The sequence below is a fragment of the Kitasatospora sp. NPDC004799 genome (genome assembly GCF_040609095.1).
In the GTDB taxonomy this organism is placed as follows: Bacteria; Actinomycetota; Actinomycetes; order Streptomycetales; family Streptomycetaceae; genus Kitasatospora.
In genome coordinates, this window is record NZ_JBEXJK010000446.1 from 1 (window position 1) to 6,518 (window position 6,518).

The window sequence follows — 6,518 nt, forward strand, 5'->3', positions numbered from 1 at the left end:
ATCCTGGTCGGCGGCCGATCGGCGTTTCCGGGGGCTCCGCACCGTCAGCGCGCCTCCGGGCCGTCCTCGGCGGGGCCGTCGTTCCCGTCCGCCGGGGCCCCGTCGGTGGGTTCGGCGGTGGCCTCCGGGCCGGAGCCGTTCACCGGGGCGGAGGCGGCGTGCGCGCCGGCCGGCCGGGGCTCCTGCGCGGCCGGGGGCTCGACCAGCCACTCTGGGTTGCTGTGCCGGCGCCACCACTGCCAGGCCGCGATGCCGCCGCCGATCGCCAGCAGGCCGGCCACCGCGAGTCCGGTGGAGAGCCGGTTGCAGTGCTCCTTCCTGGCCTTCCGGGCGGCCAGCTCGCTGATCTCGGCCGAGCTGACGTTGCCCTGCAGGGCGGTCAGCGCGGCGGCGCCGCGGGCCTGGGCCTCGTGGGCGACCGGGACGACCGTGGCGCGGGCCTCCTCGACCGCGTGGGCGACCCTGGGGACGACCGTGGCCCGGGCCTGGTCCGCGGCCCGGGCGGCGGACAGCCGGGCCGCCAGGGCGGTCTCCTGGGCCCGGTGGAGGGCCTTCAGAGCGTTCTGCTGGGCCTCCGGCGGCAGACCGGCGAAGGCGTGGCCGAACTGCGGGGCGAGGTGCCGGTCGTACTGGCAGCGGAGGTTGTGGGCGGCCTGCGCGGCCTTCGGCCCGAAGGCGTCCAAGGCGGGGCCGAGGCGCTGCTTGGCGCCGTCCGCGAAGTGTGCGGCGGTGTCCCGGGTCCTGGTGGCCGTCTCTCGGGCCGAATCCGAAAAGCTCACGAGTCTCTCCTCCTGGGTGGCGTCCTTTATGCACATATCCACCTGAATGCTGATCATGCATCCTGATTTGTCCGGAGGCACGCCGGGTGGGCCGGAGGGGGAGCGGAAGGGAGTGCGGGCGGGCCGTGGGGGAGAAGGCCCGGGGGCGGGGGTGCGGCAGTAGGCTGGCGGTTTCGGAGGTCTGTACGGGAAGGGGACACCGCTGATGCTCCCGGACGAGCCGCGGCCGTCGGCCGGTCGGTCCCCGGAGGCCGGTCCGCCCGGCTGCTACCGGCACCCGCAGACCCCCACCGGGGTCTCCTGCGCCCGCTGCGAGCGGCCGATCTGCCCGCGGTGCATGGTGGCCGCCTCGGTGGGCTTCCAGTGCCCGGAGTGCGTCGGCGAGGGCCACGCCCGTTCGCGGCAGGCGACCACTCGGTTCGGCGGCGCCCTGGCCGCCGACGGCGGGCTGGTCACCCGGGTGCTGATCGGGATCAACGTCGTGGTCTGGGTGCTGGCGGCCTACGTGCTCACCCCGCGGCTGGGCCAGACCTGGTCGCTGTTCAGCGCCGGGCGGGACATCCTCGGCGGCCCGGCGGGCATCGCCGACGGCCCGGACCAGTGGTACCGGCTGCTGACCGCGGCCTTCCTGCACCTGGAGTGGTGGCACGTCGGGATGAACATGCTGGTGCTGTTCTGGCTCGGCCCCCCACTGGAGGAGGCGCTCGGCCGGGTCCGCTTCCTGGCCCTCTACCTGGTCTCCGCCCTGGGCGGCAGCACCTTCGCCTTCCTGGTGGCCGGCGACTGGATGAACTCGGTGGGCGCCTCGGGGGCGGTCTTCGGGCTGATCGGCGCCACCATCGTGCTGCAGCTGCGCAACCGGGGCCCGCTCGGCCCGGCGATGGCGTTCCTGGTCTTCAACCTGATCGTCACCTTCTCCCGCCCGGGCATCGACTGGCGGGCGCACGTCGGCGGACTGGTGCTCGGCTCGCTGGCCGCGGCCGGCCTGATGTACGCGCCGCGCGAGCGCCGCGGAGCCGTCCAGGCGCTGGCGGTGGCCGGTGCGGTGGCGGTCGAGGCGGGGATGCTGCTGGCCGGGATGGCCCTCTACGGGGCCTGACCCCTCGGACGTTTGTCCACAGCGGGTGCGGGGTTGTGCACAGGCTGTGCGGCCACCCGGGTGCGGACTGCTGTTCTACGCGTGTCCTGCTGTGCGATTCTCCCGTTCCCGGGGAGTTGTGCACAGCTGTGGACGGCGTCGCCGGAAAAGGTTATCCACAGGCTGGGGGGACTTTTCCCCAGTGTGGATAACCATGTGGATAAGCACGACAGTCCGATGGTGGGGATAACCGACCGGATGTCCGCCCGGCTCCGGACACGCCTGACCGCCGCCCCGGGACGAGCGGTCCGGAGCGGCGGAGAACGGCTCGGAGTCGAGCCTCAGGACGGGCGGGCCGTCACTTCCACTGGGTGGAGACGCCGAACCCCGCGGCGATGAAGCCGAAGCCGACCAGGATGTTCCAGTTCCGCCAGCTCTCGACCGGGTAGGAACCGCTGGTCACGTAGTAGGTGACGATCCACACCAGGCCGATCAGGAACAGTGCCAGCATCAGCGGCGCGACCCAACCGCGGCCCGAGCTGATCTTCACCGCGGCCGTGGTCGGCGGGGTGTAGTCGGACTTCTTGCGGAGTCGAGACTTCGGCACGAGGAGCTCTCCTGTCGATGCGCTGTGAGACCGCGCGGGTGCAACGGGTGGAATCGGTCGGGGTCGGCCGTGGAGAACGTCCTGGGGACCGCTCCGCCACATGCCACCGGCGTCCGTTAGCGTAGTGGCTCTGCGGGTCTTGAGGAGATAAGGGTACGGTGACTAATTTGTCGATTCCCCCCGAGCCGGCCCGTACCCGCCGCTCCGGCACCCGAATTGTCGGACGTGCCCTGACCTGCGCCGTCTTCGCGCTCGCCGGTCTGCTCTTCTACATCAGCGCGCAGACCGCCCGCGGCACCGACCTGCGGACCGACAACTCGCTGCTCAGCCTCGGCGACGTGGTCCGCCAGCGCAGCGCGCAGAACCAGCAGGCGCAGTCCCAGCTCGCCGACCTCCAGGCCCGCGCCCAGCAGCTCACCGAGCAGCAGGGCCACGACCCCGCCGACGCCGAGCGGTTGGACGGCTTGCGCTCCGGCGCCGCGCTGGAGCCGCTCCAGGGCGGCGGCCTGGCCGTCACCCTCAACGACGCCCCGCCGAACGCCACCGCGCGCATCCCCGGGGTGCCCGAACCCGGCGTCAACGACCTGGTCATCCACCAGCAGGACATCCAGGCCGTGGTCAACGCGCTGTGGCGGGGCGGCGCCGAGGGCGTGCAGGTGATGGACCAGCGGCTGATCTCCACCAGCGCCGTCCGCTGCGTCGGCAACACCCTGCTGCTCCAGGGCCGGGTCTACTCCCCGCCGTACGTGGTCAAGGCGGTCGGACGGACCGACGCCCTGCGCTCGGCCGTCGAGGCGGACCCGACGATCCGCAACTACCTCCAGTACGTCCAGGCGTACGGGCTGGGCTGGAAGGTCCAGGAGAGCGGCGAGCTGACCCTGCCCGGGTACTCCGGCACCACCGAGCTGCGGTCGGCGGGCGGGCAGCAGTAGCGGACCGGCCCCGCGGCCGGGTACGGCGGGTCTACTCTTTAACCCAGTCCGCTACGTCGAGGGAGCACCATGTACGGCTGGATCTGGCGACACCTCCCGGGGAACACCCTGGTCCGGGCCGTCATCTCGCTGCTCCTCGTCCTGGGGATCGTCTACCTCCTCTTCACCTACGTCTTCCCGTGGGCGGAACCGCTGCTCCCCTTCGGCGACGTCACGGTGGACGGCGGCGACGGCGCCGCGACCGGCTGAGCCGGCGGGCCCGGCACCCCCTTCCAGTACCGCACCCACGGAGACCACGCGCGCATGACGACCCGGCCGACGACCCCGCCCCGCATCCTGGTGGTGGACAACTACGACAGCTTCGTCTTCAACCTGGTCCAGTACCTGTACCAGCTCGGCGCCACCTGCGAGGTGGTGCGCAACGACGAGGTGACCGTCGAGCACGCCGTCCGCCGCTCCGGCGAGGAGGGCTTCGACGGGGTGCTGCTCTCCCCCGGGCCCGGCGCCCCGGAGGAGGCCGGCGTCTGCATCGAGATGGTGCACCACTGCGCGCGGATCGGGCTGCCGGTGTTCGGCGTCTGCCTGGGCCTCCAGTCGATCGCGGCCGCGTACGGCGCGGTGGTCGGCCGGGCGCCGGAGCTGCTGCACGGCAAGACCTCGCCGGTCGAGCACGAGGACGGCGGGGTCTTCGCCGGCCTGCCCTCGCCGCTGACCGCGACCCGCTACCACTCGCTCGCGGTCGAACCGGCCACCGTGCCGGCCGAGCTGGTGGTCACCGCGCGCACCGCGAGCGGCGTGATCATGGGACTGAGGCACCGTGAACTGCCGGTCGAGGGCGTGCAGTTCCACCCCGAGTCGGTGCTCACCGAGGGCGGTCACCGGATGCTCGCCAACTGGCTCGCGGAGTGCGGCTTCCCGCAGGCGGTCGACCGGTCGGCCGGGCTCGCCCCGGTGATCGGCCGGGGCTGACCGGCGTGACCGCGCTGCGTCCGGAGGGGCGCTTCCAGCCGGAGGCGGACCGGTACGGCACCGTGCAGCAGTACGGCGGGCCCGGGTACCCGGGCCGGGACGACGGCACCGGCGGAGCCCCGTACCAGCAGGGGTACCCGGTGCAGACCGTGCCCGAGGACGCCTGGGGCGTGTACGAGCAGGCCCAGGAGCCCATCGTGGACGGGCCCGAGTACCCCTGGCTGCCCGACCAGACCCTCCAGCTGCGGCTGCCCCCGGACCTCGGCGCGCCGGCCGCCGAACCGGCCCCCACCGGCGGCCGGGCCGAGCGCCGCCGCGCCGCCCAGGGCCGCACCTCGCTGCGCTCCGGCAGCGGCCGGCGCCGGGCGGGCGGCCGGGCCGCGGGGCGGGTGCGCCCCAAGGAGTCCCTGCTGGTGGTGGCCGCCCGCGGCGTCGGCGAGCTGTGCATCTCGCTCGGCGTGGTGATGCTGCTCTTCGTCGCGTACCAGCTCTGGTGGACCAACGTGCAGGCCGACGCGGCCGCCGACGGGGCCCGCAACCAGCTGGAGCAGCAGTTCGACGCGGTCGCCCCGTCCGTCCAGCCGGGGCAGCCCGCGCCGCCGGCCCCGGACCCGAACAAGCCCGAGGTGTTCGAGCCCAACAAGGGCTTCGCCATCATCCACCTGCCCAAGCTGGGGCTGAAGTTCCCGATCGCCGAGGGCACCTCGAAGTCGGCGGTGCTCGACAAGGGCCTGGTCGGCCACTACGCCGGCACCGGGATGCCGGGCGACAAGGCGGGCAACTTCGCGCTGGCCGCCCACCGCAACACCCACGGCGAGCCGTTCCGGTACATCAACCAGCTCGGCAAGGGCGACAAGATCGTGGTGGAGACCGCCACCGGCTACTACACCTACGAGGTCACCGGGGGCATCCCGGAGACCTCCCCCAACAACGTGAGCGTGATCAAGCCGGTGCCGAACGGCGCCGGGTACGCCGGTCCCGGCCGCTACATCACGCTGACGACCTGTACCCCGGAGTTCACCTCCAAGTTCCGCCTCATCGTCTTTGGCAAGATGATCGAGGAGCGGCCGCGCGCCCAGGGCAAGCCGGCCGCCATCACGGGCGGGTAGCCGCCCGGCCGCCCGGCCCGGAGGGGGAGCACCGCAGATGCAGGACGACACCGCGCAGACGGCCGAACCGGCGCAGGAGGCCTTCGCCCCGCCCGAGCCGCGGGCCGGGCGGGGCCGGAGCCGGGCGCTGGCCGCGCTCGGGGTCTTCGGCGAGCTGCTGATCACCCTGGGCCTGGTGCTCGGCCTGTTCGTGGCCTATTCGCTGTGGTGGACCAACGTGCAGGCGGACGCCTCGGCCTCGGCGGCCGCCGACCGGCTGCGCAGCAGCTGGGCCGCCGGCCCGAAGCCCGGCTCCCCGACCGCGCCCGGCGCGGCCCCGGCCCCCGGCGCCTCCGGTGCCCCGGGCACCGCCGGTGCGTCCGGCGCACCCGGCGCCGGGCCCGGGCCGAAGCAGTTCGCGGCCGGGGACGACGTGGGCTTCCTGCACGTCCCGGCGATGGGCCGGGACTACCAGGTGCTGATCCGGATGGGCACCTCCAGCGAGGTCCTGGACGACGGCGTGGCGGGCGTCTACGAGCAGCCCTACCGGGCCGCGATGCCCTGGGACGAGCAGGGCAACTTCACGCTGGCCGCCCACCGGGACGGCCACGGCGCCAAGTTCCACGACCTGGACGCCGTCGGCAGGGGCGACGCGGTCGTCGTCGAGACCAAGGACAAGTGGTACGTCTACAAGGTCGACAACACCCTGGCGGAGACGTCCAAGTACGACACCGGCATCGTGGCGCCCGTCCCGGCCCGCTCCGGCTACGCCGGCCCCGGCCGCTACATCACCCTGACCACCTGCACGCCGGTGTACACCTCGCGCTACCGGATGGCCGTCTGGGGGAGCCTGGTGCGGGTGGACGACATGGACGCCAAGCGCACCCCGCCGCCGGAGCTGCGGCACTCCTGAAGCCGTTCCCGGGCCTTCCCGCGGCCCGGGAGGACCGGAACGCCCGAGGGCCCGCCGCAGCACCACCACGCCCACATGGCGTCCTGCATGGCGGACAACGGCCTGAACCGGCCCGTGATCGGCGTCGTCTTCGACGGCACCGGATACGGCAC

Annotated in this window: 8 protein-coding genes; 6 read left to right on the forward strand and 2 right to left on the reverse strand. The window is 73.4% G+C overall.

What is annotated here, in order from left to right; all coding sequences use genetic code 11:
- Nucleotides 1–44: 44 nt before the first annotated feature.
- The gene (locus ABZW03_RS34985) at nucleotides 45–779 is read right to left on the reverse strand and encodes a DUF5324 family protein (protein WP_355267665.1); all 735 of its coding nucleotides are present in this window, start codon (nucleotides 777–779) and stop codon (nucleotides 45–47) included.
- 205 nt (nucleotides 780–984) lie between these two features.
- On the opposite strand from ABZW03_RS34985, the gene ABZW03_RS34990 reads away from it, so the two are divergent.
- Entirely contained in the window at nucleotides 985–1,878 is an 894-nt protein-coding gene (locus ABZW03_RS34990; protein ID WP_355267668.1) for a rhomboid family intramembrane serine protease, read from the forward strand.
- A gap of 337 nt (nucleotides 1,879–2,215) precedes the next feature.
- Here the strand turns inward: ABZW03_RS34990 and crgA are convergent, their stop codons facing one another.
- A complete protein-coding gene (gene crgA / locus ABZW03_RS34995; RefSeq protein ID WP_270145659.1) occupies nucleotides 2,216–2,464 on the reverse strand; it encodes a cell division protein CrgA in 249 nt (82 codons plus the stop codon).
- A 173-nt stretch (nucleotides 2,465–2,637) separates the two neighbouring features.
- Between crgA and ABZW03_RS35000 the strand changes: the two genes are divergently transcribed.
- From ABZW03_RS35000 to ABZW03_RS35020, 5 genes are all read left to right on the forward strand, one after another.
- Nucleotides 2,638–3,396: a DUF881 domain-containing protein gene (locus ABZW03_RS35000; RefSeq protein ID WP_355267680.1), complete on the forward strand. Its 759-nt coding sequence runs from the start codon at nucleotides 2,638–2,640 to the stop codon at nucleotides 3,394–3,396.
- Between the two features lie 69 nt (nucleotides 3,397–3,465).
- Nucleotides 3,466–3,645, forward strand: a complete 180-nt coding sequence (locus ABZW03_RS35005; RefSeq protein ID WP_049656795.1) for a hypothetical protein — start codon at nucleotides 3,466–3,468, stop codon at nucleotides 3,643–3,645.
- A 54-nt stretch (nucleotides 3,646–3,699) separates the two neighbouring features.
- Nucleotides 3,700–4,365 carry an aminodeoxychorismate/anthranilate synthase component II gene (locus ABZW03_RS35010; protein WP_355267672.1) on the forward strand — a complete coding sequence of 222 codons (666 nt, stop codon included), beginning with the start codon at nucleotides 3,700–3,702 and terminating at the stop codon, nucleotides 4,363–4,365.
- A gap of 5 nt (nucleotides 4,366–4,370) precedes the next feature.
- Entirely contained in the window at nucleotides 4,371–5,474 is a 1,104-nt protein-coding gene (locus ABZW03_RS35015) for a class E sortase (RefSeq protein WP_355267675.1), read from the forward strand.
- Nucleotides 5,475–5,511: 37 nt separating this feature from the next.
- Nucleotides 5,512–6,366 (forward strand): class E sortase, encoded by an 855-nt coding sequence (locus ABZW03_RS35020; RefSeq protein WP_355267677.1) that lies wholly within the window; start codon nucleotides 5,512–5,514, stop codon nucleotides 6,364–6,366.
- The last annotated feature ends 152 nt before the right edge of the window (nucleotides 6,367–6,518 follow it).

Coding starts and splice junctions, on each gene's coding strand:
- ABZW03_RS34990 (WP_355267668.1), top strand. CDS start 985: ATGCTCCCGGACGAGCCGCGGCCGTCGGCCGGTCGGTCCCCGGAGGCC.
- ABZW03_RS35005 (WP_049656795.1), top strand. CDS start 3,466: ATGTACGGCTGGATCTGGCGACACCTCCCGGGGAACACCCTGGTCCGG.
- ABZW03_RS35010 (WP_355267672.1), top strand. CDS start 3,700: ATGACGACCCGGCCGACGACCCCGCCCCGCATCCTGGTGGTGGACAAC.
- ABZW03_RS35020 (WP_355267677.1), top strand. CDS start 5,512: ATGCAGGACGACACCGCGCAGACGGCCGAACCGGCGCAGGAGGCCTTC.